The sequence below is a fragment of the Aquiflexum sp. TKW24L genome, assembly GCF_023502205.1.
In the GTDB taxonomy this organism is placed as follows: domain Bacteria; phylum Bacteroidota; class Bacteroidia; order Cytophagales; family Cyclobacteriaceae; genus Cognataquiflexum.
The window spans coordinates 72,346-95,605 of the sequence record NZ_JAMFLG010000017.1 but is presented as its reverse complement, the minus strand read 5'-3'; the positions used below and the strand labels follow the sequence as shown (position 1 = coordinate 95,605).

Annotated in this window: 24 protein-coding genes; 10 read left to right on the top strand and 14 right to left on the bottom strand. The window is 40.6% G+C overall.

Features of this window, described 5'->3' with window-relative positions:
• Positions 1 to 55: 55 nt before the first annotated feature.
• Complete coding sequence (gene rfbB, locus M3O96_RS12725; RefSeq protein ID WP_249720974.1) at positions 56 to 1,105, top strand: dTDP-glucose 4,6-dehydratase; 1,050 nt, start codon at positions 56 to 58, stop codon at positions 1,103 to 1,105.
• Between the two features lie 75 nt (positions 1,106 to 1,180).
• Here rfbB and M3O96_RS12720 read toward each other — a convergent pair whose 3' ends face one another.
• Positions 1,181 to 4,363, bottom strand: a complete 3,183-nt coding sequence (locus tag M3O96_RS12720; protein WP_502798914.1) for a VPS10 domain-containing protein — start codon at positions 4,361 to 4,363, stop codon at positions 1,181 to 1,183.
• A 375-nt stretch (positions 4,364 to 4,738) separates the two neighbouring features.
• Between M3O96_RS12720 and M3O96_RS12715 the strand changes: the two genes are divergently transcribed.
• The 3 genes from M3O96_RS12715 to M3O96_RS12705 are packed head-to-tail and all read left to right on the top strand — an operon-like array spanning position 4,739 to position 7,218.
• Positions 4,739 to 5,890 (top strand): LysM peptidoglycan-binding domain-containing protein, encoded by a 1,152-nt coding sequence (locus tag M3O96_RS12715; protein ID WP_249720973.1) that lies wholly within the window; start codon positions 4,739 to 4,741, stop codon positions 5,888 to 5,890.
• Between the two features lie 7 nt (positions 5,891 to 5,897).
• Positions 5,898 to 6,452 carry a hypothetical protein gene (locus M3O96_RS12710; RefSeq protein WP_249720972.1) on the top strand — a complete coding sequence of 185 codons (555 nt, stop codon included), beginning with the start codon at positions 5,898 to 5,900 and terminating at the stop codon, positions 6,450 to 6,452.
• A gap of 1 nt (position 6,453) precedes the next feature.
• Positions 6,454 to 7,218, top strand: coding sequence for a TIGR02757 family protein (locus tag M3O96_RS12705; RefSeq protein WP_249720971.1), 765 nt, complete (start codon positions 6,454 to 6,456; stop codon positions 7,216 to 7,218).
• A gap of 23 nt (positions 7,219 to 7,241) precedes the next feature.
• Here the strand turns inward: M3O96_RS12705 and pyrE are convergent, their stop codons facing one another.
• Positions 7,242 to 7,886 carry an orotate phosphoribosyltransferase gene (gene pyrE / locus M3O96_RS12700; RefSeq protein ID WP_249720970.1) on the bottom strand — a complete coding sequence of 215 codons (645 nt, stop codon included), beginning with the start codon at positions 7,884 to 7,886 and terminating at the stop codon, positions 7,242 to 7,244.
• Positions 7,887 to 7,993: 107 nt separating this feature from the next.
• Between pyrE and M3O96_RS12695 the strand changes: the two genes are divergently transcribed.
• Positions 7,994 to 8,680: an NUDIX hydrolase gene (locus M3O96_RS12695; protein WP_249720969.1), complete on the top strand. Its 687-nt coding sequence runs from the start codon at positions 7,994 to 7,996 to the stop codon at positions 8,678 to 8,680.
• On the opposite strand, the gene coaD is transcribed toward M3O96_RS12695, so the two are convergent.
• The 4 genes from coaD to M3O96_RS12675 all read right to left on the bottom strand — a co-directional run bounded on the left by coaD (position 8,668) and on the right by M3O96_RS12675 (position 11,109).
• A complete protein-coding gene (gene coaD / locus M3O96_RS12690) occupies positions 8,668 to 9,123 on the bottom strand; it encodes a pantetheine-phosphate adenylyltransferase (protein ID WP_249720968.1) in 456 nt (151 codons plus the stop codon). The two genes, M3O96_RS12695 and coaD, sit on opposite strands and share 13 nt — an antisense overlap.
• 12 nt (positions 9,124 to 9,135) lie before the next feature.
• The gene (locus M3O96_RS12685) at positions 9,136 to 9,903 is read right to left on the bottom strand and encodes a DUF3822 family protein (protein ID WP_249720967.1); all 768 of its coding nucleotides are present in this window, start codon (positions 9,901 to 9,903) and stop codon (positions 9,136 to 9,138) included.
• Positions 9,904 to 9,971: 68 nt separating this feature from the next.
• Positions 9,972 to 10,553 carry a hypothetical protein gene (locus tag M3O96_RS12680; RefSeq protein WP_249720966.1) on the bottom strand — a complete coding sequence of 194 codons (582 nt, stop codon included), beginning with the start codon at positions 10,551 to 10,553 and terminating at the stop codon, positions 9,972 to 9,974.
• Positions 10,554 to 10,605: 52 nt separating this feature from the next.
• Positions 10,606 to 11,109, bottom strand: coding sequence for an NUDIX domain-containing protein (locus M3O96_RS12675; RefSeq protein ID WP_249720965.1), 504 nt, complete (start codon positions 11,107 to 11,109; stop codon positions 10,606 to 10,608).
• Positions 11,110 to 11,131: 22 nt separating this feature from the next.
• On the opposite strand from M3O96_RS12675, the gene M3O96_RS12670 reads away from it, so the two are divergent.
• Together M3O96_RS12670 and M3O96_RS12665 are read left to right on the top strand one after the other, a co-directional pair.
• On the top strand, positions 11,132 to 12,580 hold the full coding sequence (locus tag M3O96_RS12670) for an ATP-dependent DNA helicase (protein ID WP_249720964.1): 1,449 nt from the start codon (positions 11,132 to 11,134) through the stop codon (positions 12,578 to 12,580).
• An 18-nt stretch (positions 12,581 to 12,598) separates the two neighbouring features.
• A complete protein-coding gene (locus M3O96_RS12665) occupies positions 12,599 to 12,988 on the top strand; it encodes a DUF1573 domain-containing protein (RefSeq protein ID WP_249720963.1) in 390 nt (129 codons plus the stop codon).
• 67 nt (positions 12,989 to 13,055) lie between these two features.
• On the opposite strand, the gene M3O96_RS12660 is transcribed toward M3O96_RS12665, so the two are convergent.
• The 7 genes from M3O96_RS12660 to M3O96_RS12630 all read right to left on the bottom strand — a co-directional run bounded on the left by M3O96_RS12660 (position 13,056) and on the right by M3O96_RS12630 (position 18,320).
• A complete protein-coding gene (locus M3O96_RS12660) occupies positions 13,056 to 13,757 on the bottom strand; it encodes a DUF4377 domain-containing protein (RefSeq protein WP_249720962.1) in 702 nt (233 codons plus the stop codon).
• A gap of 103 nt (positions 13,758 to 13,860) precedes the next feature.
• Positions 13,861 to 14,562 (bottom strand): SGNH/GDSL hydrolase family protein, encoded by a 702-nt coding sequence (locus tag M3O96_RS12655; RefSeq protein ID WP_249720961.1) that lies wholly within the window; start codon positions 14,560 to 14,562, stop codon positions 13,861 to 13,863.
• Between the two features lie 10 nt (positions 14,563 to 14,572).
• Entirely contained in the window at positions 14,573 to 15,613 is a 1,041-nt protein-coding gene (locus M3O96_RS12650; protein WP_249720960.1) for a S66 peptidase family protein, read from the bottom strand.
• A 50-nt stretch (positions 15,614 to 15,663) separates the two neighbouring features.
• Positions 15,664 to 15,849: a hypothetical protein gene (locus M3O96_RS12645; RefSeq protein WP_249720959.1), complete on the bottom strand. Its 186-nt coding sequence runs from the start codon at positions 15,847 to 15,849 to the stop codon at positions 15,664 to 15,666.
• A gap of 102 nt (positions 15,850 to 15,951) precedes the next feature.
• A complete protein-coding gene (locus tag M3O96_RS12640; protein ID WP_249720958.1) occupies positions 15,952 to 17,256 on the bottom strand; it encodes a D-alanyl-D-alanine carboxypeptidase in 1,305 nt (434 codons plus the stop codon).
• 5 nt (positions 17,257 to 17,261) lie between these two features.
• Positions 17,262 to 17,642 carry a DUF423 domain-containing protein gene (locus M3O96_RS12635; RefSeq protein WP_249720957.1) on the bottom strand — a complete coding sequence of 127 codons (381 nt, stop codon included), beginning with the start codon at positions 17,640 to 17,642 and terminating at the stop codon, positions 17,262 to 17,264.
• A 3-nt stretch (positions 17,643 to 17,645) separates the two neighbouring features.
• Positions 17,646 to 18,320: a YggS family pyridoxal phosphate-dependent enzyme gene (locus tag M3O96_RS12630; protein WP_249720956.1), complete on the bottom strand. Its 675-nt coding sequence runs from the start codon at positions 18,318 to 18,320 to the stop codon at positions 17,646 to 17,648.
• 35 nt (positions 18,321 to 18,355) lie between these two features.
• Here M3O96_RS12630 and M3O96_RS12625 point away from each other — a divergent pair, with 35 nt between their 5' ends.
• From M3O96_RS12625 to M3O96_RS22035, 3 genes are all read left to right on the top strand, one after another.
• Positions 18,356 to 19,906 (top strand): GH3 family acyl-acid amido synthetase, encoded by a 1,551-nt coding sequence (locus M3O96_RS12625; RefSeq protein WP_249720955.1) that lies wholly within the window; start codon positions 18,356 to 18,358, stop codon positions 19,904 to 19,906.
• On the top strand, positions 19,903 to 20,541 hold the full coding sequence (locus tag M3O96_RS12620) for a LysE family translocator (protein WP_249720954.1): 639 nt from the start codon (positions 19,903 to 19,905) through the stop codon (positions 20,539 to 20,541). The genes M3O96_RS12625 and M3O96_RS12620 overlap by 4 nt, the downstream gene beginning before the upstream one ends.
• Before the next feature lie 207 nt (positions 20,542 to 20,748).
• Positions 20,749 to 21,453 (top strand): hypothetical protein, encoded by a 705-nt coding sequence (locus M3O96_RS22035; protein ID WP_283773990.1) that lies wholly within the window; start codon positions 20,749 to 20,751, stop codon positions 21,451 to 21,453.
• 164 nt (positions 21,454 to 21,617) lie between these two features.
• Here M3O96_RS22035 and M3O96_RS12610 read toward each other — a convergent pair whose 3' ends face one another.
• A complete protein-coding gene (locus tag M3O96_RS12610) occupies positions 21,618 to 23,258 on the bottom strand; it encodes a DUF8832 domain-containing protein (protein ID WP_249720953.1) in 1,641 nt (546 codons plus the stop codon).
• Positions 23,259 to 23,260: the final 2 nt, after the last annotated feature.

Genomic DNA, 23,260 nt, shown 5'->3' with positions numbered 1-23,260 from the left:
CCTTGGTAGTTAGAACCTTAGTTTTTTCAATTTCCCAAATTTTTAATCCCAAAATATGAAAAAGAACATCCTCATCACAGGAGGCGCCGGATTCATAGGCTGCCATGTGGTTCAGCTTTTTGTCCAAAAATATCCTCACTACCATATCATTAACCTTGATTGCCTGACTTATGCCGGCAATCTTGAAAATCTCAGCGAGATTGAAAATTCCAAAAATTATACTTTCGAGAAAGTGAATATTTTGGATGTGGAGGCTTTGACTGAAGTTTTTTCAAAGCATCAAATCACTGATGTGATCCATTTGGCTGCAGAATCTCACGTAGACAGGTCGATTACGGATCCCTTGGCTTTTGTCAAAACCAATGTCATCGGCACCGTCAATCTTCTGAATGTTGCTAAGACGTACTGGGAAAATTTAGAGGACCATCTTTTCTACCATGTCTCTACAGATGAGGTATATGGCTCATTGGATCATGGTGGTTTTTTTACAGAGACAACGCCTTATGATCCACAATCTCCGTATTCGGCTTCAAAAGCATCTTCGGATCATTTTGTCAGGGCTTACAGCAATACTTACAAATTGAAAACCGTCATTACCAACTGCTCCAATAATTACGGTCCAAACCAATTCCCCGAAAAGCTGATTCCGCTTTGTATCAACAACATCAAAAATAATAGACCACTTCCAGTTTATGGAAAAGGTGAAAACATCAGGGATTGGTTGTATGTCGTGGACCACGCAAGAGCCATTGATATGGTGTTTCACAAAGGGAAAAGTGGCGAGACGTATAATATTGGCGGATTCAATGAATGGATGAATATCGATATTGTGAAGCTTCTCTGTCAAAAGATGGATGAAAAACTCGGAAGGGAAATAGGAACTTCTGAAAAGCTGATCACCTATGTCAAAGACCGCGCAGGGCATGACCTGAGGTATGCCATAGATGCTTCCAAAATCCAGAAAGAACTTGGTTGGGAGCCAAGCCTGCAGTTTGAGGAAGGTATCAGCAAAACCATTGATTGGTATTTGGAGAATGAAACTTGGCTTGAAAATGTAACCTCAGGCAATTACCAAAAATACTATCAGGAGCATTACGGCAAATGATTTTCTCATTTGACAATAAATGAAAAACACCCGACCAAATTGCCGGGTGTTTTTCGTTTTAGAGATAAATTGCAATTATTTCACCTCTACTTTTTCGATTTCCTTGAAGATATCAATCTGAGTGGCTTTTGCTTTTTCCTCAAATTGTTTCCAATCATTTTCGAAGAAAGTATTCCAAACCTTCAGTGCAGATTCAGCACTTTCTTTGGCTTGCTGCAATAACCTCAATTCGGTAAGACCAGGAGCTGTGAAGGAAGAATTGGCATAGCTTCTCGGAGCAAACAGCCTCGTCATCGTGGTTGGATAGAGATTTCTAACGATTCCCTGACCTTCTCTTGTTGGTCCGTAGAATGCTTCTCTTGTGGTGTCCACCTTCTTTTTGGTTTCTTCTGAAAGTTTGACTAATTCTTTGACAGATTCAGAGTTCACATCTTTGGCATAAGCCAATAGTTTGTCTATCGTCTTTTTGGCATCGTCCAGTTGTCTTGTTGCTTTCATGACATCCCCTGTCAGAGCCTCAGTTTGTTTGATAAATTCCTCTCTGGCTTTCAGGTCAGATAAATTGGTTTTGATTCTAGGATCTGAATAGACCATGATGGAAGTTTCAGCTGTGTTTTCTCCATATTTGAAAACCACTTTATATTTACCAGGTAGCGCATCACCGCCACTTGCCTCATAGAATCCTCTAGCTCTTGCAGCTTGGCCGCCACCGCCACCAAATGAAGGAGTTTCTACAGACGATTTCCTGTCAAGGTTCCAAGTAAACTTATTGACTCCCTGAGTTGGAAGTTTCTTAATAGTTCTGATCTGTTCTCCTTGTTCGTTGAAAATAGAAACTACCACAGAATCAAGTTTTTCCTTTTCGGGATCATTGAGAATGAAACTGAGTCTTCCACCTAATTCTCTGTTTTCTGCCGCATACTTACCGCTTGCAGGAAATCTTTCGCCGTGAGGCTGGTGGATTTCTGCCTGATAAGCATCAGGGGCAGGGATTGCCACTAGCTTTCCATCTGGAGTTTTACCTGAATTTTTTGCGAAAACCCTCAATGGTCTAATATCATCAAGGACATAAATGGACCGGCCAAATGTTCCGATTACCAAGTCGGCTTCTCTTTCTTGGATGACCATATCATAAGTGGATACAGCATTGGGATAGCCATGTCTCCATTGGTTCCAGGTTTTGGCATTGTCAAAACTCACATAAAGACCATATTCGGTACCTAAGAATACCAAGTTTGGTTCAACAGGATCTTGTACAATAGAAAGGGTAAATCCCCAAACTTTGTTATCATCTGCAATTCTTTCATAGGATCCACCAAAGTTTTTGGTTCTATAGGCATAAGCAGTGAAGTCATTATTTCGGTAGTTGTTTGCAATGATCCATGCTTCACCCGCATCATATTTGGAGGCTTGAATTTGAGGAATCCAACTTGCTTTAGGAAGTCCGGTAAGCTTGGCAGCGGTGTTCGTCCAGGTTTTCCCTCCGTCTTTGGTCACTTGTACATTGCCATCATCAGTTCCTACCCAGATCACATTTGGATCTATGGGACTTGGTGCGATGGCGATGATGGTAGTGTGGTTTTCTGCACCTGTGACATCAAAGGTCAATCCGCCCGTTTCTTGTTGTTTTTGTTTCTCAGGATCATTGGTAGTCAAATCAGGAGAAATGACTTCCCAGGTTTCCCCTCTGTCAGTGCTTTTATGCAAAAACTGACTTCCATAATAAATGGTTGTTTTACTATGTGGATCCTGTGCTATTGCAGCATTCCAGTTGAATCTCAAGAAGACATCATTTTCAGGATGCGTCGGTTTAATTGTTCTTTTATGTCCTGTTTCTTTGTCAAATCGGGTAACATTTCCTCCTTGTGACATGGAATAACCGAATCTTGAATCAGCAGGATCTGAAACTACATCAAACCCATCACCGAATTGGATTTCCTGCCAGTAAGTATTTCTGATACCATCTTGTCTCCAGACATAAGCAGGACCAACCCAGCTTCCATTGTCCTGAAGGCCACCATAAATATTGTAAGGCACCTCATTGTCAACATTGATATGGTACCATTGACCCACAGGGATATTTTCTGCAAAATACCATGTCTTTCCTCCATCACGGGTAATATTCAATCCACCATCATTTCCATCTATCATCAATTTTGGATCATTGGGGTTGATATACCAAGCATGGTGATCCGGGTGAACTCCTTCATAGGATAGAAGTTGGGTAAAGGAACGTCCACCATCTTCACTCATCCCTACCCTAGAATATAGCGTGTAAATACGGTCAGCATTCTTTGGATCGGCATGGATCTCAAAATAATAGAAAGGTCTATCCCCGATTTCCGCTTTGTCATTGACCATTTTGAAGTTACCGCCACCATCTTCGGACACGTACAACGCATTTTTGGAAGACTCAATCAGGGCATATACTTTTTGGCTGTTGGCTTTGGATATGGCCAAACCCATTCTCCCAAGATCACCTTTAGGAAGACCGTTTTTATCATCTAGTTTTTTCCATGTTTCGCCTCCATCAATGGTCACATGAAGTCCTGAAGATGGACCTCCTGATTTGAAAAACCATGGATACCTTCTGTGTTCCCACATGTTGACAAAAATCTTATTGGGATTGTTGGGGTCCATAATCATCTCCCCAACACCTGTCTTTGTATCGATGTAAAGGATTTTTTTCCAGGTTTTACCTCCATCAGTGGTTTTGTATACGCCTCGGTCTTCTTGCTCTCCCCATGGAGAACCGATGGCACCGACATATACTGTGTTTGGATCATCAGGATGTACGATGATCCGGTGAATGGCTTTGGTTTTTTCCAAGCCCATAGCCTGCCAGGTCTGACCGGCATCCATAGATCGGTAGACGCCAAGACCCATGTTTAGCGAGTTTCTTGGATTACCTTCTCCTGTCCCTACCCATATGATGTTTGGGTTTTTTTGGTATATGGAGATGGCCCCGATTGAATGCACTTTTTCCTCATCAAAAATCGGAGACCAGGTAATTCCACCCGAAGTTGATTTCCACAAGCCACCGGAAGCGGAACCTGCATAGATGATCTGTGGATTGTCATGGATAGCATCGATGGCAGTGATTCGTCCGCTCATAGCAGCAGGACCTACGCTTCGTGCTTTCATGGATTTGAATTGATCCATGTCAATTTTTTGGGCAAACACCGCGGGTTGTAGGGCTAGCACCCATAGGATTACCAAGCCTAGAAAGCTCATTTGGGTAAGTATTCTTTTTTTCATAGGGACATATTTTGATTCTGTGGATTAAATAAATTTAAATCATTCAGGTAAAATATTTATTTGATACAAGGGGGGTATTGGGTTGATGGATGGAGGATTAATTTTATTTTTTTAAACTTCAAAATTCTGATTTTGATAATATCGAGCTAACCTTTACTCGATTGGATATTTTGGCTTCAAGAAGTACGGATATAGGCTTTATAAATAATAGGTTAAAAAAGCCAAAATTTTATGTTTTTATTCCTTATAATTAAAATAATCAGCATTATTTCCGTTGATAATATTGGTAAAAGAATGTCTGGAGAGGGCATAAGTTTCCTTGCATATGAAAAAATTAATCTGAACTTTGTACACAAATACGTTGGTTACACTTACATGAAAAAGATTGCAATTTTAGGATTTTGTCTGGCTTTTGGGTTTCAGGTTAATGCAAAAGAATTAGTATCCAGGGACTCGGTTGGGATAGAAAAAGTTGGGGATAAGACCTTTATAATCCACCAAGTTGATGAAAAGGAGACGCTTTTTGGACTATCGAGGAGATATCAGGTTGCTGTCAATGACATCATGCTTACCAATCCCCAGCTTTCAGAAGGTATTAAAATAGGGCAAAGAATCAGAATACCATTTATAGCCAAATCAGCCGTGCCATCTGGTTCCACCCTTCACAAGGTAATTCCCGGTGAAACCATGTTTTCGATTTCCAAAAAATATGGGGTTTCTGTATCGGATATCCTAAGCTGGAACAATCTCCAAGGAGCAGATATCAGTGTTGGCCAATCACTTGTCATCCAAGGTGTAGAACCAAAACCAAGTCCTGTTCAGCCTGTAGCCACTCCGGTCACCCAACCTAAAGAAGCAAAAGCAGCAACCACTGTAACTCCACCAGCTGAGATGAAATCAGTGGCAGAGCCTAAAGCCAATACTCCAAAAACCTCTGTTCCGGTGGCTGAGCCTGCGCCGGCCAAGACATCCACCCCTTCCAACTTACCCGGTGATTGGATTTCACATACAGTTGCGCAGGGTGAAACATTGTTTTCAATATCCCAAAAATACAACGCTAACGTAAAAGATATCCAATCTTGGAACGGCTTGGGGTCGAATAATATATCTGTTGGGCAAAAGCTCAAAGTTGGGAGAGAGGCCAATTCAAATGTTCCTGTGGTCACTTCATCTGTACCTGTAATCATCAACAACGAAAAAACCAATGCGACTTTAAGTAAAGCTAAAACCGAATCAGGTGATGCGGATGCAAGTACAGCTTACAAAAACATCAAAGAGACGGGTTTGGCGGAAGTAATAGAAGGAACGGGCAACCATAAAAAATACCTTGTTCTGCACAAAGAAGCTCCAGTCGGAACGATCATGAGAGTTAGAAATGAAGAAAATGACATTACTATTTTTGCGAGGGTAGTAGGCAAGCTTCCGGAAACAGGAGACAATAGTAAACTTGTTGTGAAGCTATCCAAAGCTGCTTATGACCAACTGAGGGCTGTAAATGCACGGTTTCCTGTAGAGATTTCTTATTGATTACCTGATGAATAAAGGGCAACTGATATTTCACCATTTTTTTAGATTTATATGGAATACCATCTTCGTGTTGACTTACCCGATTTTGGCCACTTTTGGATTGTTCTTTATAGGGATTACATATCTATTTTCATTGTTGTCTAAGTTATTGGCAGGATTTAGAAAAGGGAATCTTACCGAAATTGAAGTGGAATCAGATTGGCTTCCATTACCTCAGACCAATGGATTGTTGGAAGCCAAAATGTACAAGCAAATCATGTTTGGCCCATCATGTTTCCAATTAAGACGAATTGATGGTGTTCCTTCTGTCATCCAAGATCATTATTTTGGAAACAAGGTCAGGTTTATTGAAGAAGGAATTTTGCTCGAAAAATGGAACAGTACAGATTCCAAGGAACTGCCTGACTTTGATATTTGCCTTTATGATCCCGATGAAGACAGACTTACTTCATTGACCACTATCAAATGTTTCGACTGGCATCTTTCTGAGAAAGAAAATAAAAACCTTTCCTTCAAATGGTTTGATGGTATTCAGGGTGGGGAGGTCAAAGTAGCACTTTAAGATGGATTTAAAGGAATTTTTAGATCAAAAAGTATCGCAGTACAACCAGGCTGGATTCATAGAGCTGGACCCTATCTCCATTCCCCATCGATTTACCATTAAGCAAGACATTGAAATTGCAGGGTTTTTTGCTGCTACCTTAGCTTGGGGGCAACGAAAAACCATCATCAACAAATGCCTGCAATTATTGGAAATGATGGATAATGCCCCCCACCAATTTATGCTTCATCATTCTGAGTCGGATTTAAAGCCCTTTTTAAATTTTAAGCACAGGACATTTAATGACCTAGACACACTTTATTTTATTCATTTCTTTTCCACCTTCTACAAAGAAAATATCTCGCTTGAAAGTGCTTTTGTGGTTGGATGGCAAGGAAAAGCTGATATCATGTCAGTTCTTTTGAAAAATTTCCACCAATATTTTTTCCAACATTCATTTGCTCCCAATAGAACCAAAAAACATGTTGCCACTCCCGACCGAAAGTCGGCTTGTAAGCGATTGAATATGTTTTTGAGGTGGATGGTAAGGAAAGATGAGCAGGGTGTTGATTTCGGTATATGGGACATCATTAAGCCCTATCAACTGATTTGTCCCTGTGACCTGCATGTGGATAGAGTCGGCAGGAAGCTCGGCTTAATATCCCGAAAGCAAACCGATTGGCAAACTGCAATGGAGCTGACTCAGAGATTAAGAGAATTTGATCCCATCGACCCTGTGAAATACGATTTTGCTTTATTTGGGCTAGGAGTGGAGGAGAAGTTTTGATAAGACTTATCTCCTGATTTCCCTTATTTCATCCACGCCCCTGGATTTTTTCTCCACTCTACTAGGGACGTCAAAGTATGATCATCAATATGACCATCGGCTAATGCTTGTGGAAGCATCGAAGAATAATCACTTAGACAGACCAATTTCACACCCGCTTCATCAAAATTCTGATCGGCTATTTCAAAGCCATAAGTGAAAATGGCGACCATTCCCAAAACTTCAAATCCCGAGGCTTTTAAATCAGCTACTGCTTTTAAGGAACTTCCGCCGGTGGAAACCAAATCTTCGACAACCACTACTTTTTGACCGGGGGTAACTTTCCCTTCAATCATATTTTCCATACCATGACCCTTTGGTTTGGACCTTACATACAAAAATGGAAGATCCATTGTATCCGATATCAACGCACCTTGTGGAATACCGGCAGTGGCAACTCCAGCTATGGCTTCTACGCCAGGGAAAAATTTTATTACTGCTTCAATTAATTTACTTTTGATGAATTTTCTAATCTCAGGATAAGATAGTGAAAGCCTATTGTCACAATAGATTGGGGATTTCCAGCCTGATGCCCAGGTAAAGGGATTAGAGGGCTGAAGCCTTATCGCTTCGATTTCTAAAAGCTTTGCAGCTACTTCTGAAGCAGTTTTTTTGTCGAATATTTCCATGGTCTAAAATTAAGCTATAAAATCCAAGCGGGGATTGTGCAGGCTTAAAAATTTTATGCATTTTTGACCAACTTCCTTATCAAACCACGGAACACGATTTTCATAAAATGAAGATTTTCATCAACGACAAACCGCTAGAGTTGTTTACACCAAAGGATCTGCCCAAAGACAGAACTTTTGAAGTGGTTTACGACCATCCTAAGGATATTCCTGCCACAGGAGATTTCCATGATGACGTGCTGATAATTGAACCTACCAAGGATGTCATCATCAAATTGCTTTACCTTCTCAGATCCCGTAAGCTTAAAAATCTAGATTCAGTCAGCGTGGTTTGTATTGATAAACCAGCTTTGAAAACATTTATAAAAAGTAGGTTCACCGTCATCAAAGCAGCCGGTGGTATTGTGGTGAAGGACGATAAAGCTCTTTTTATATACAGGCTTGGAAAGTGGGATTTGCCAAAAGGTAAATTTGACAAAGGAGAAACACCTGCACAGTGTGCACTCAGGGAAGTGGAGGAAGAATGTGGGATTAAGGTCAAACTAGGCCCAAAAATTACCAACACTTGGCATACCTACACCCAAGACAGGAAAAGTATTTTGAAAAAAACGTATTGGTACCTCATGGAAAGTGTCAATGATACGGGAATGAAGCCCCAAAAGGAAGAAGGCATCGTGGATATCCGATGGATGGGTCATCAGGAAGCGAAGACAGCGTTAGTAAATTCTTACCCTTCAATGCGGTATTTATATAAACAATTTTTAAAAATAATACCTAAAATTCACAATCGATAGGGTAGATAATTTGATACATCACCCTGATATCGATGTACTTCCCGGATGATCGTCGAACTCACATTCGCATACTGTGGAGATGTAATCAAAAACACAGTTTCCAATTCAGGATTGAGATTCCTGTTCATTTGACTGATGGTGTTTTCATATTCAAAATCGATGGTATTTCTCAAGCCTCTTATTAGGAATTGGGCACCTTGTTTTTTTGCAAAAGAGGTGGTCAGTTCATTGTATACCAAAACTTTGACTCTTTCATTTCCGGCATAAAGACTGCTGATTTTTTCGACCATCATCTCAATTTCAAAATACCGGTTCTTTTTCGCTGAATTATACCCTATTGCAATGATAACTTCATCAAAAAGATTGAGACTACGAAGCACGATGTCATGATGGCCTTTGGTATACGGGTCAAAAGAGCCGGGAAAAAGAGCGGTTTTTTTCATTAAAGGTTAATTTTAGGGCAGTACCCAATAGGATTCAAATACCTCAGGATTTTGAAATTTCTCGGTACCTTCTTGGTATTGTATGTTTGAAAACGGAGTGGAGATCTTAAAATTTTTGAAGTATAAATTTCCCCAATCTTCAACTATGCCATATGAAAAGGAATCACCATAAACCGAAACTCGGCAAAATGACCGATTGAAATTGAGTTGGTGGACTACTCCTAGGGTATATTTCAAAAAATCTTCTTTATTTTCAATTTCAAATCTGTTAAACAAAGTCAATTCTTGATTGGAAAATGCAATCAGATAAAAAAAACCTTTTTGAATCAAGATTAGGATTTCCTGGTTTAACAGATTGAATTTTTCTTTTAGTGCAAAAGAAAGAAATGACGAAGCACCATGGTGGAATGTGATCTCAGATTTTTCTTCAGCCAATAAATCAGACAATTCAGTACGTATGCTGCCGACGAGGTGAAGGTTGTTGCTTGATAAGGTGGTTTCAAAGACTAACATGTTTTCTTTCGGCTTTTCTGCAAAAAACAAAAATATTGAAGAAAGGGAACTTTCAAATAACATTCCCGGGATCAATGAAAATGGTGAAACATGGTTAAAAACCCTAATAGGAATATCAAGTTTCAGAAGTTTTTCCTCTTTAAGCTTGAAAGCCAACAGACGTGGGCTTTCATAGTATTGTCTATGAATGGCTAGAATTTTACCGTTTTGATCTTTGGCATAATAAAAATAAAATCCATCAAATAAGAAAAGCGATAAACTTGACACCGATTGAGGGTCAAATTTATCGCATTGAATTTTTTCTTGGATATTATTTTGTGTCTGGATGGCCAAAATTACTCCCAGTTACCTGAAGTAGATGAATCGGTTCGAGATCCTACTCTAAGTGCTTTCTCTTTGTTATTCAGTCTTCTTTTTGGATTGATCGGATCAGGATCTCTGATTTCAAAAACCGGAATCTGTCTCTGGGTTCTTTCTACTTTATCAGCAAAAAACTCAAACTGCTTTCCCCCTGAACCCGGTACAACATGCATGTTGTCAATGTTGAAATTTGGATATTTTCTTTCATTGAACAAAGAATCAATCACATTCACTGATCCAAGGGTATCATATTGAACAGTGATTTCTTCTTTTCCATATTCCAAAAGTTTGGTGGATTCTGTTCTTTGAACGAGCCAAATTTTTCCTTCTTCAATAAATTTCTTTAGATCATTCCAATTGCCGGCATATACACCGTTTGTAGCTAGGTATGCAGTTTCGGCATCTCTTAGCATTTGAAGTTTTTCGATAATCCTAGCTTCGGTAGCTATGATCAGTTTTTCTTGCTGCATTACATCATCCACACTTTTGTAGAGGAAATACCCAAGGGCAAGTGCGGAAATTAAGAAGACAATCGATAAAATTCTGGATAGTGTCATTTTTTGGATTGATTAGAACTTTTAATAAGGTTGATGGTGTACAATCAAGATGCTATTTTATAGAATTATTTTCAAAATTAAAATAACCTTTCCATAATCTCGCATCATTCACTGATTTTATTCCCCAAAAAAGGCGGTGTTTCTCCTCATTTTTGATGGATGACAATATATCGATGTCGAGAAACTGTATTTCAGTGATCAACTGTTTGTCATTTGGCAATTCGGGATCCTGTCCTAGGCCCAAAGTACCACCAGTTTGCTTAACTTCAAAATAGAGTTCTACAGCATGAAGGGGAGGGTTTAAGTATTCATAGTTGCAAAGAAAACTTTCTACAGCAATTTCAATTCCTGTTTCTTCAAGAAACTCTCGTTTTAGGTTTTCAGCGCTTGAGCTTCCATATTTCATTCCTCCTCCCGGCACATTCCAAAAGAATTTGCCGTTTCCCATGTTATGTTTGATCATTAGGATTTTTTCATTTTGGATCAAAACCCCGTTAACTCTCGTTCTTAACCTTCCACCGAACTTCTCATGAAGTTCCTTTTCCGAAATTGTCATATTAGCCTTAGCTTCGTCACTAATGATTGGTAAAGATAGTCAAGACAGTGTAAAGCCTTCTGCCTTATTGAGAAGAAATTTTCCTTTTGAGCCAACTAAGGGGCAAATGGATTTTTTCAGGCATATGGATGGTTTTATGACCTTAAAATCCTCGGGAAGCAAAGCTTTTTTGCTGAGGGGGTATGCCGGTACCGGAAAGACCTCCCTTATCTCTGCCTTAGTCAAAACCCTTCCCATGGTCAGACTCAAGTCATTATTGTTGGCACCAACTGGACGCGCGGCCAAGGTAATGGGTAATTACAGCAATAAGGCGGCATTTACTATTCATAAAATCATTTACAAACCAAAGGGAGAAGCCGGAGATCTGGGACAGGGTTTTACACTTCAGAAGAATTATTTCAAAGAGACGGTTTTTATAATAGACGAGGCTTCCATGCTATCTGATGATGGATTATCAGGAAGTAGTTTGTTAAAGGATTTAATCAATTTTGTTTTTCAGGAATCTACAAATAGGCTGGTGCTTGTAGGTGATGTGGCACAATTGCCCCCTGTCGGCAGTTCTTTGAGTCCGGGATTAGACAAGGATTACTTGATTCGGAATTTCAGGTTGGAGGTGGATGGTGTTGAACTTACAGAGGTCATGCGGCAGCAGCTGGCTTCCGGCATTCTTTACAATGCCACCCAGTTAAGGCAAATTCTCAGTAAGGAAGTGCCCGTGATTGGTATGGTAACTGGAGGATTTAAGGATTTTTTCAAAATGACCGGAGAAAGGCTCGAAGACGGGCTGCGGTATGCTTATGAAAAATATGGGATTGAGAATACTATCATCATCACACGATCAAATAAGTCCGCTGTACAATACAATCAATATATAAGAAGAACAATCCATTTTTTTGAAGATGAAATAGCAGCGGGGGACATGCTGATGATCGTCAAAAACAATTATGTTTATATGGCCGAATCAGAGAGAGTAAATTTTCTTGCAAACGGCGATTTTGCTGAAGTAATTAAGATCAGGTCTTTCGAAGAAATGTATGGACTGAGATTTGCTACACTGGAATTGCGGCTTATTGATTATCCTGACGAACCGTACTTTGAGGCAAAAGTGATCCTTGATACCTTATACAGTCCATTTCCATCTTTGAGTCCGGAACAATACAGGGAATTATATCGAGAAGTTTCGGAGGATTATGCTGATGTAGCAAACAAGGGTGAAAGAATGGAAATGATAAAAAAAGATCCTTATCTTTCGGCTTTGCAGGTCAAGTTTGCGTATGCATTGACGTGTCATAAAGCTCAAGGTGGACAATGGGATGCAGTATTTGTCGATCAGGGTTACCTGACTGATGAGATGGTCAACCAAGATTACCTCCGCTGGCTTTACACCGCAATGACCCGAGCAAAGAAAGAGTTATTTATGGTGAACTTTCACCCGAAATTTTACCTTAATGTAAATGATTTAGAAGTTTAACACCTAAATACAAAAAAAATGAAAAAAACCCTTTTATTCATGGTAGCTGTCTTGATGGCCTTTACCGTTTACTCGCAAGATCAAAAAGGAGCTGTAATCGAGTTCCAAGAAAAAGAAAAGAATTTTGGTGACATCAGCCAAGGTGAAAAAGTAGAGCATGTTTTTGTATTCAAAAACACTGGAGACGCCCCTCTAAAAATCCAGAACGTTGCGGTAACATGCGGATGTACTGCCCCAAATTGGCCGAAAGATGCAATTGCTCCTGGAGCCTCTGGAGAATTAAAAGTGGTGTATAATTCTGCCGGTAAAATGGGAACCCAAAACCCAATTATTAGGATTTATTCAAATGCTTCAGAACCGATAGAAAAAGTTGCGCTAAAAGTTAATGTTTTGCCAAAAGGGCAGTAACGAAAAGAAAAATTTATAAAAAGCCGATAGAATTTATTTTCTATCGGCTTTTTTTACAATTTTTTTTTTAATCCACCTTGAGCAATATCATCAACGGAATACCATCACTTGTAGTCAAATAAAGCCTGTTGTTTTCAATCTTGTATTTTTTGATTTCTCTCAAACCCTGCGTCACTCCCCTTTCCAAAATCATTTCAGCTTGAGGGCAGGCCATCATCGTACTCATCAGATTTCCAAATTCGATTTCTGTTTCTGTGAGTTTTGAAATGGGTCCCCTTATCGTATTACATCCAGAAAACCCAAAAATACCTTTTTCTGCAGCATTGAATTCGAAAATTAAGGGTTTGTCCATTCCTGTGGGATTTTTCATTTCACCAATACTTTCCAACTTCCAAATATCCGTTATCCGCAAGGTCAAGTCGGGTTTTTGAGAAATCACCTCAACCAAACTGTATTTGAGGCTGGAAGCATCTGCAGGAATCGGGGGAGGGAGTTGCTCTACATTGACTTTGATGCGGTAAATGTTTCCGGGTTTGTAGTCAAATCCCTCGATATTGCTGAAAAAATTCAACCATTTTCCCTCCTCGATTTCTTCTCCATCCTGTAGCTGAAGACATGTCATCGGTCCGACTCCCTGACAGGGAAACTTGGTGCTATTTACCCAAAATATTTTTTCTTCCATTTTTCGGTTGTCGGCGATTTTGGTGGATTTGCAGGAGACCATAGAGATAAATAGAATCCCAAAAGAGAGGATCAGGAGAGTTTTCATAGTTCTTTATTTTGATTGGTTCTGTTCCAAGACGGGCATTTTCAACTTTTTGATTGAGGGTTTTATGGGCGAATAAGTTAAAAAATGCTAAAATTCCTGATGTTTAGAATACCATTTCCTCTGAAACTATCTTCGTCAATTTCTCTGCCCAAGATTTGTAAACCAAAGCACTTGGATGGAGTTTGTCTTCGACGACCATTTCGGGCAGAGCGCCAATTTTTCGATATTCATCCGTGATGTCTATGTAATGAACTCCCATTTCGGTTGAGATGCTTTTCTTGGCGGCATTATATGCATCAATTTCCTTGGCCACCTTTTCACTGTCCGTTCCACGGTTGGCGGCAAAGGGAGTTACTCCCCAATCAGGAATGGAAATTACCACAACGTGTTTTGGATCTCCTTTGGCAAATTTGATTGCTTTCGTTAACATTTTTCTGAATTCCACTTCATAATCGGATACTGTTCTTCCTCGGTATTGATTATTGACACCAATCAAAAGCGTCACCAAATCATAGGTTTTTCCTTCAACTCCGGTATCATTTATTCCTTTATCCAGCTCGTCTGTCGTCCAACCTGTTTTGGCAATGATGGTGGGATCTTTAAAAATGAGGTTGTTGGATTTCCATATTTCAACAGCCTGATTGGGATATCTGCCTGATTCTTCCACGCCTTCACCGATAGTGTAGGAATCTCCCAATGCCAGATAGGTGTATGATTTTTCTTCCATTTTCGCTGTTTTTTCTTTTTCTATACAGCCCAAATAAAGGCTTGAAATGATCAAAATGATGAGTGCAATTGATTTCACGTTTTGAGTATTAAGATTTAAAAATACTTTCTGTCAAAGTGAATGTCCCTGCGTCAGCATCCATTTCTACATTAGCTCCAAAAGGGACGATAAATTGCTTGGCGACATGTCCGATCATTGCGCCTTTATATGCAGGGATTTTCAATGGAACAATGTAATCATCCAAAATATCATCTAAGGTCAAGGAACCATATCCGCCGCCGGGATTGCAATCTGTACATTGTCCAAAAATGAATCCTTTGATTTTGGACAGGGTTCCGTTGAGTTTCAAAGTGCTGAACATTCTGTCAATCTTATAGGGATCTTCGCTGATGTCTTCGACAAAAAGGATCGCATTTTTGAAATCAGGATAAAAAGGCGTGCCGGACAAGGAAGTCAGCACAGTTAGATTACCTCCCATAATCTTTCCTGACACTTTCCCACCAATCAAAGTCTGTATCCTGTTTTGCTTCACGATCAAATCATCGCCTTTGACCTGTTCGTTTTGAAATACAGTTAATGATTTTTCAAAGAATATTTGTTCGAATTGGGTAACATTGAATTTATTCCAGCTTCCTGTCCCGTTTGGACCATGAAAAGTAATCAGACCTGTCTGAGAGTGAATAGCGCAATGTAGTGCTGTGATATCCGAATAACCCAATATTGGCTTTGGATTCTTTTTGATCAGGTCATAATCAATCAAATCAAGAATCCTCGCGGCGCCCGAACCTCCCCGGATACAGATGACCGCTTTGACTTCCCGATCTGCAAACATCCCATTAAGGTCATCAGCCCGCTCCTGATCAGAGCCTGCAAGGTGGCCTCTTCGGTTTTTGAGATTGTCGCCAAGCTTGACCTGAAGTCCCAAAGCCTCTAGAGACTCTTTGGCAAAATCGAATTGGATGCGCTCTGAAGTGGCCGCTGAGGGACTGATCAAACCTACGATATCGCCCTCTTGAAAGGGTTGTGGAAAAAGTCTTTTTTTGGGATCCTCAACCTTGGGAAGGAAAGAAACAAGAGGTAAAGTACCGACCCCCAGGAGGGCTGATTTTATAAAATGGCGTTTGTTCATTTATCTGAATTGAATTTTTTGGTTTTCAGCTAATTTTACTTGTGCATTGATCAACTATTTGACTGATCATTGTTTTTCATTTTTGTCCCACTTTTGATCAGGAAGGAAATCTCCAAAATTGCCATCAAACGCTCCAGCCTTTCCAAATAGGTTAGTGATTTCATTTCGCCAATCCTTTTTGCTTCCTTGTCCTCAGGATTGGAGTAATTGAGCTTACCGGATTCTTGTTTTTTCATTTTGAAATCATTTAAGACCAAATCTCTTTATTCTAAGCTAAGGATTAGTGGCTTTTTTTCCAAGAGAAGTTATATCCTGAAGTACCATCAGCTGCACTGAAATCAAAAACTCTCCTTGATATACAGCATCACCTTTTCCATCTCCCTTCTAACCTCAGGGGCTTTGTTGAGGTAGTTGTTATTCATAAAGGCAAATGCATATATCTTTCCTGTATCGCTTTTTATATACCCTACGAGAGAATGGTTGTTAGCCACAGTTCCTGACTTTGCAAAAATATAAGGACTTCTTGCTTTGTAATTGTTTTTAAGTGTCCCGCTGATACCACCCTGGGGAAGCAGTTGCATGACCTGACTTCGGGGTATCTCTTTTTCGATTTTGACCAAAATGGAAATCATGGATCGTGGGGTAATCAGGTTGTGGCGGGAAAGTCCTGATCCATCCACCCACTTTGGCTGGTCAGGAAGGTCCCTAAAATAAGTCTTTTGAATATATTCAATTACCCTTTCGGAATTCAATTCTAAAAATTGCTTGTCGGACATCATCAGTAGCAATTGCTCTGCAATGAAATTGTCGCTTTCCTGCAATATCTCAATCCACAATGGTCTAATTTTTCCACCATAAAAAACTTTGTGAGATGAGGGGATAGGGTGCTTTACAGTATTAACGTTTTTTTTCAAAGTCTCCTTTACAAGAACCCTAAACAGTTCGGGGGAGGTGATAAAAGGGATTTCTGATTTGGATTCTGTGTAATTGTTGGGATTGAAATAAAAAGAATTTACATACCGGTCTCTCTCGACGCCTTTATTTGTTTTTTCAAGGTTGATTGCAACTTTTCCAAAATAAGGGATATTGGACAAGGGAACTCTTTTATTATTGGTGAAAGTGACGATGTTGCCGAAGATCGGAAAAGGGGATTTTTCGGCCGAATAGGAATAATTAAAATCATCCCACTGCCAGCCATATCCAAAGGACTCTTCTTTCCAATTTTGGTCCGAAAAATTAATGGTGTCAAATTTCCCTAGAAATTCATCAATACCTTGTTGTGGCAGTTTGGAATATTTCCAGCCTGGATATCCTGTTCCCCAAATAGTAATTTGTTTTCCAATTTCCAGATATCTGAATGCCGGAAGGCTGTCTTTCAAAATCATGATACTCCCATAAAAAGTCAAAAGCTTGGTCGTGGAAGCAGGGAGGAAATTGATGTGGCTGTTTTTTTCATAAATGACTCTTTGGCTGTCTGGTTCAAAAAGAATGAACCCTGTGAGGTGGTTGCCAAAAAACGATTTCTCATTGAGAAGACTATCCAAGCCTGCATATTTCACCCTAAAATCGGCTTCCTGTGCCCAAAGAGGGGAGAAGAATATTAATGTGAGGAGAAAGGGGAGGATGGTTTTTTTAATGTCCATTGAAATCAGGTTCCTTGTTTTTTTCCTGCCCAAAACAAAAACAACCAACCCACAATAAACGCAACTCCACCCAATGGCGTAATGGCTCCAAGCCAAGTAATTCCTGTTAATGATAAGACATAAAGGGAACCGGAAAAAATTAAGATCCCGATAAGAAAGGACCACATTGATTTTACCAATATTTTTCTTTCGGGCTGAATGCGATACCAAATTGCTACAGCCAATATTGCCAAAGCGTGGTAAAAATGGTATTTAACGGCCGTTTCAAAGGTGTCCGACCTTCCATTGGATTCCAAAATTGGCTCCAAACCATGTGCCCCAAATGCCCCAACGCCAACAGCGGTGGCACCAACTATAGCAGCTATCTGAATAAAATTTACTTTCATATCCTATTTGTATTCTCTTTCGCCAAAAATGGCAGTTCCGATCCGGATCATGGTGCTCCCTTCTTCCTGCGCGAGGATATAATCCCCGCTCATTCCCATAGAGATTTCTTTCAGGTCAAAGTTTGCCGGAAGCTCTTTGGTTTTTAATCTTTCGAAAATTGATTTCAAATTTTTGAATTCCTCCCTTACCATATTCTCATTGTCGGTAAAAGTGGCCATACCCATCAAACCCACAATTTTAACATTGGTTAAAGATTTAATAGCTTCACTCTGAACCAGTTCATCAAGTTCATTTATGTCAAGGCCAAATTTGCTTTCTTCTTTTGCAATGTAAATCTGCAAAAGGCAATTGATTACCTTCCCGCATTTAATAGCTTGTTTGTTGATCTCTGTGAGGAGCTTCAGAGAATCCACGCCATGGATCAGGTAAATGAACGGGGCGATGGATTTGACTTTGTTGGTTTGCAGATGGCCGATGAAATGCCACCTGATGTCTTTTGGTAGTTGGGCTTGCTTTTCTTCTACCTCTTGGACTTTGTTTTCCCCAAAATCACGAACCCCAAGGTCATAAGCCTGCTTGATCGCATCAATCGAATGGGTCTTACTTACTGCCACCAAAAGACAGTGGGGATTGACAAATGTATTTTTTAATGATAGGAGGTTTTCTTTGATACTCATTCTGTAAATTTGGCCAAATCAACTCAAGCAAAGATATGGCGATATTGGGTACATTACTAAAAAAAGGTATCAGATTAAGGGATTCTTTGGTTCAGGAGTATAGCTCACCCTTGGACCTTCAAAAAGAAGAACTCAAAAAGTTGCTGATCAAAGCCAAGGATACCGAATTTGCGGAAAAGTATAATTTTGACCTGATTTTAAGGGAATTCAAGAAAGGGGAACATGATTTTTATACCACATTTTCCAAGCAAGTCCCTATTTACGATTACAATACGATCTACAATGAATGGTGGTATCGGCTCAAAGGTGGAGAAGAAGACATCACTTGGCCGGGAGCAATCCGACATTTTGCCTTGACTTCCGGGACTTCCGGTGCCGCCTCGAAGTATATTCCCATTACCAAGGATATGGTAAAAGCCATTAGGAAGACAGGTGTCCGTCAGATTTTATCGCTTTCTAAATATGACCTACCGGATAAGTTGTTTACCAAAGGGATCTTAATGTTGGGAGGAAGTACGGACCTGGAATTTAATGGGACATATTTTTCGGGGGACTTAAGCGGTATCACCACTGGAAGATTACCGATTTGGTTTCAAAGGTTCTATAAGCCAGGGAAGAAAATCTCCAAAAACAAAAACTGGGGAGATAAACTGGAACAGATTGTTGAAAAAGCCGCCGATTGGGATATTGGCATCATAGTGGGTGTTCCGGCTTGGCTTCAGATTTTGCTTGAAAAAATCATTGAGCGGTATAACCTCAAAACAATCCATGACCTGTGGCCAAACCTGCAAATCTTTGTCCATGGAGGGGTTTCCTTTGAGCCATACAAACATGGATTTGAAAGGCTTCTCGCCAAGCCTTTAATTTACATGGAGACCTACCTAGCTTCAGAAGGATTTTTGGCATTTCAGGCAATTCCTGAAAGCAAGTCTATGCGCTTGGTTTTGAACAATGGGATTTTTCATGAATTTATCCCTTTCAATGAAGAGAATTTCGACAGTGAGGGCGAAATCCTTCCTTCTGCCAAATCACTTAAGATCGATGAAGTAGAAGAGGAAGTGGATTATGCTTTGCTCATCAGTACTTGTGCTGGAGCTTGGCGGTATTTGATAGGTGATGTCATCAGGTTTGCCTCAAAGGAGGAAAGTGAGATATATATTACAGGCAGGACCAAGCATTTTTTGAGTCTTTGCGGTGAGCATCTTTCAATGGACAATATGAACAAAGCCGTGGAATTGGTCTCTGAAGAAATGAACCTCAACATCAGGGAATTTACCGTTCTCGGCTTGCCTCACGGTTCGCTCTTTATGCACCATTGGTATATTGGGTCCGATGATCAGGTAGACCAAGCCATTCTCCTCCGCGAGATTGATGACAAATTGAAACAGCTTAATGACGACTATGTCGTGGAGCGGAAGCATGCCTTGAAAGAGGTGAAGCTGACGGTGCTATCGCCTTCCGTTTTTTACAATTGGCTCAGATCAAAAGGGAAAGAAGGAGGACAGAATAAATTCCCAAGAGTTTTGAAGGGTGAAAAAGCAACCCAATGGATTGAATTTCTCAAAGAAAATGGCGTAAAAATATGAACCAAGCGCTTTGGGAAGGCATCAGTATGGGGCTTGTCTTGTCGGCGATGATCGGCCCGGTTTTTTTTGCTTTGATCCAAAACAGCCTTGAACATGGTTTTCGGTATGCTGCGGTCTTGGCCTTGGGGATTTTGCTTTCTGATTTGATCTATGTCGTGATCACGTATTTCAGTGTGTCACTTTTTGCCCAGAATCCTTATTTTGAGATTATCCTTGGGTACATTGGTGGGATTGTATTGATTGGATTTGGGATTTCTACCATTCTCAAAAAAAACAGAAACAGGCCAAACTCAGGAGGTATACCCTTACCCAAAACCAAAAAAAGAACCGGGTTTATGAAGGGATTTGGGATCAACGGGGTCAACCCATTTGTCATGCTTTTTTGGATCTCTATCGCGGGATTGGTCAACCTCAAGCAAGAGTACCAAAGGATGGATATTTGGCTGTATTATATTGGGATCTTGCTGACAGTATTCTGCATCGATCTGCTCAAAGCATTTATCGCCAAGCAGCTTTCCGGTTTTGTCACCCCAAAACTGATGTCCAAACTCAATATCCTGGTAGGATTTATCCTGATTTTTTTTGGAAGCAAATTGGTAAAGTTTGCTTGGGACAAGCAGGTTTTGATGGGGTAAACAAGCTCGTTAAACTTTTGAATCAATCCACAGACAATTTATAGTCACATACTTTAAAATTTTGTTTTGTATATCCGAGCAGGTCCATATAATATATTTTTATTTTAATTTTTTCAAAGAAAATATTCTTAAAAAAAAGAATTTTTTTCTTAACTTAATACTAGGTTAAATGACCAATATTTTATTAACCACTAAATTTTAAAAAAAATGAAAAAGCCAAAGTTAATTTCAGAAAAATTATTGTCGCTATTTTGGATAATCTGTGTGATTATCATTTCAGCATCATGTGATTCGCTTCAGGGAGATCAAGGGATTCCGGGTGAAGATGGGGCAATTGGTCCTCAAGGTCCAATAGGTATCCAAGGTCCTCAGGGGATACCCGGGTTGCAAGGTGCAACAGGACCGTCCGGTCCGATTGGACTTACAGGTACCGCTGGTCCTGCAGGCCCGGTTGGCCCTGCCGGTCCCGCTGGAACTGATGGTCCCGTTGGTCCCGCAGGTCCTGCCGGCCCTGCCGGCCCTGCCGGTCCAACCGGTAACGGCAATGTTACCTTATTAATATATGATCAAGTCGATTTTAGATCAGTTTTAAACAGGAGCCTCACAATCCCACTTTTGCCAGGAGAAGTTCGAGAACGAGTTTTGCTGTTGCCATTTTTGATTTCAACAGTGTTTTCTTATCAGGTTCCTGGTCCGGGTGTAGCTAATGCATCTGAATATAGAAGCTTCATATCTGTAACAGGCCCATTTACATTAGGTATAAATAAGATTACTGGTCCCGGGGAATTATATAATAGCATCCGTGTATTTAAAATTGTGGCCAATTCCACTGTAAATGGAAGAATACAATTGCCTGACATTGATCTCGAGGATTATAATGCAGTGGCAGAATATTATGGATTTAAAGATTAATTATAGGCACCGAAAGGAATTTATTTCATCAGTTTTAGTTAAACCGCCAAGATTTTTGGCGGTTTTTTTATTGAAATGATGTTTTAAAAATTATAAAATCAATGATTTCATTAGGACAGGCATGTTTTGGTGGTGTGAACAAGCTCGTTAAATTTCTCACTCCTCTACTCCACTTCCACATCAAAAGCCCCATTTACAATCCTTCCATCGATTTTTACCTGAACCCAGACCCTGTAATTGCCGGGTTGGGGAAAGGCATAGGGGAAGCTGACCATGCTGTGCTCTATATGTTCGGGATCGCTTGGGTCGAGGTGAACCATATTTCCCATCAGGAGACTGTCACGTTCCTTTTCTGGCATTTGGTTCAAAACTTTGATCACACCATCGATGCTGTCTGGAAAGCTCAGCCCTGTCGGCAAATTTTGCATGCCTATTTTGCCTGATTCAAATCTTTCGAGGAGCATCTGTTGCGAACCCATGGAATAATTGCCGGTAGGGTGGAGGTGAATGTACACAGAACCATCGTGTTTCAGGACCACGGCATGGCCCATCATGCCGAGATAGGGTTCAAGCTTGGCAGCATTTCCTTCCGGATCAAAAAGCGCAAAATCAAGGTTGTAGAGGGTGCCGGTTTCAAAATTTTCTCCATCAGTTTCCCAAACTGCCGAGTATCCACCCGGCAAATCGGTTTTGATCCCGGGTTTGCCGCAAATCATGATATCCCCATCCAAGGAGGTCTTTTTACCTGAAACAGGATTGGAAAAGGTATAGGTATCGTCCCGTCCCAATATAACATCTGTATTGGAAATGAGCTGGAAATTGGAGTTTTCAGGAATGGTAAAATCCGAGATGATGGTTTCAGAAAAACCTGTGAACCGGGTGATATCCGCATACACATGGTAATCGCCGGCAGGGATGGAAGGCAATTTTACCTTGAAGTTCAGGGAGTCCAACCGCTCAGGGTGCAGGTGTGCAAACACATCCAGATCACCCTTTCTGATCAAAAACAAATGCATCAACTTGCCGTGGTCAGGAACTATCAGACTGAGTTTTCGTGAGGTTTTACCTTGCTTGAGGGTAGCGGTGTCTATTGCTAAGTGGAGGTAATTTTCTCCAGATTCTGATTCAATCCGCGAATTGGCTTCGATGGGTTTGAAAAGGTAGTCGTTGTATTTTTCTGACTCGGAATCCCACCAGGTTTTTCCTCCCCAAAGGACCAAGAGCATGATGACTGACCCGATGGCAATGCCATATTTTCTTCTTCTGTCGACAGCCGGATTCCTGTCTTTTCCCGGTTCCCTGATGCTGTCACTCATCGCTGAGGAGATGATGGTCACCATCAGGATGACCAAAAATATCCCCAAAATTGCCAATGGAATGCCCAACTCGGAGGTCATGGAATTTTTGGCTGTGGGCCAAGCCATGACAGGAACGATCGCTTCAAAAGTTTCCCCATTGGCTTGCATTATCACCTGCACACTCGAAGTTCCCGAATTCATAAACCACAATTCGCCTTCATACTTTCCAGGTTCACCAGGAACTGCCACCATGGGGTCGGCTTTGGGAGTTCCTTTCAGGCCTGCAGACCAATAAACAGGCCGCACCTCGAGGATGATATTGTCAGGATTTTCGGGAATGATGATCGTCACCCGCGCGATTCCGGGGACGACTTCCGCAGGGATAATATTGGCTAGGATGCGATACGGGCCTAGAAGACCTTCATAAATGACACCCGGACTTCCGATGTGGCTACTCGCCGTACACCACAGCAATAAGAGAAAAGGCAATACTAGTTTTCTTTTCATAA